Below are 1,567 nucleotides of genomic sequence, written 5' to 3' on the forward strand. Positions count from 1 at the left end.
GTGCCAGCACGCCGCGGCGGTGCTCGGGCACGCCGGTGCCCAGGCGGTCCGGGACGACTCGGTGTTCAAGGTGCTCGGGTTCGACTCGCTGACGGCGGTCGACCTGCGCAACCGGCTGAGCGTGGTCACGGGCCTGAATCTGCCCGCCACCCTGGTCTTCGACTATCCGACGCCGCAGGTCCTCGCCCGGCACCTGGCCGAGGAGCTCCTCGGTGGCCGTGCCGAGGCGCCGGCCGCGGTGCCGGCGGCGGTCGCGGACGACGACGACCCGGTCGTGATCGTCGGCATGGCCTGTCGCTACCCGGGCGGCATCACCGACCCGGACGGCCTGTGGGACCTGGTCGCCGAGGGCCGCGACGGCATCGCCGCGTTCCCCACGGACCGGGGATGGGCGGCCGGCGACGGCGCCGACTACACCCGTCAGGGCGGGTTCCTGGCGGGGGCCGCGGAGTTCGACCCGGCGTTCTTCGGGATCAGCGCGCGTGAGGCGCTGGCGATGGACCCGCAGCAGCGTCTGCTGCTGGAGACGACCTGGGAGACCCTGGAGCGGGCCGGGATCGAGCCGGGCGCGCTGCGCGGCACGTCCGTCGGCGTGTTCGTCGGCGGTGCGTCGACGGGCTACGGCACGGAGGCGGACCTGGCGCGTGCCGGTGTCGAGGGGCACATGATGACCGGCGTCTCCAGCAGTGTGATGTCCGGTCGCCTCGCCTACGTCTTCGGGCTGGAGGGCCCGGCGGTGACGGTGGACACGGCGTGCTCGTCGTCCCTGGTCGCGCTGCATCTGGCGGCGCAGGCGGTGCGCTCCGGCGAGTGCTCGCTGGCGCTCGTGGGCGGTGTGCAGGTGATGGTGACGCCGTCGGTGTTCGACGAGTTCGACAAGCAGAAGGGGCTGGCGCCGAATGCCCGTTGCAAGCCGTACGCGGACGCCGCCGACGGCACCGGGTTCTCCGAGGGCGTCGGCATGCTGCTCGTGGAACGCCTGTCGCAGGCGCGGGCCCAGGGGCATCCCGTGCTCGCCGTGGTGCGGGGCACGGCCGTCAACTCCGACGGCGCGTCCAACGGCCTGACCGCCCCCAACGGGCCCTCGCAGCAGCGGGTCATCCGGCGGGCCCTCGCGGGTGCCGGGCTCACGCCGGGCGATGTGGACGTCGTCGAGGGCCATGGGACGGGCACCCGGCTGGGTGACCCGATCGAGGCGCAGGCACTGCTCGCCACCTACGGCCGGGACCGGCCGGAGGACCGGCCGCTGTACCTGGGTTCCATCAAGTCCAACATCGGTCACACGCAGTCGGCCGCCGGTGTCGCGGGCATCATCAAGATGGTGCAGGCCATGCGGCACGGGGTGCTGCCGAAGACCCTGCACGTCGACCGGCCGACCTCGCACGTCGACTGGTCGTCGGGCGCGATCCGGCTGCTCACCGAGGCGCTGCCGTGGGAGAGCGCGGACCGTCCGCGGCGGGCCGCGGTGTCCTCGTTCGGGGTGAGCGGCACCAACGCGCACGTGCTGCTCGAACAGGCACCGCCCGCGCCCGCGCCCGCCCCGGAGACGGCGGCCCCGTGCGGCGTC

Annotated in this window: 1 protein-coding gene; it reads left to right on the forward strand. The window is 74.2% G+C overall.

Annotated features, from left to right (window positions below; translation table 11 throughout):
• A partial coding sequence (locus AWZ10_RS27760) for a type I polyketide synthase (protein ID WP_107417505.1) occupies window positions 1-1,567 on the forward strand: 1,567 nt, incomplete at both ends.

Source organism: Streptomyces europaeiscabiei (assembly GCF_001550375.1).
Classification (GTDB): domain Bacteria; phylum Actinomycetota; class Actinomycetes; order Streptomycetales; family Streptomycetaceae; genus Streptomyces; species Streptomyces europaeiscabiei.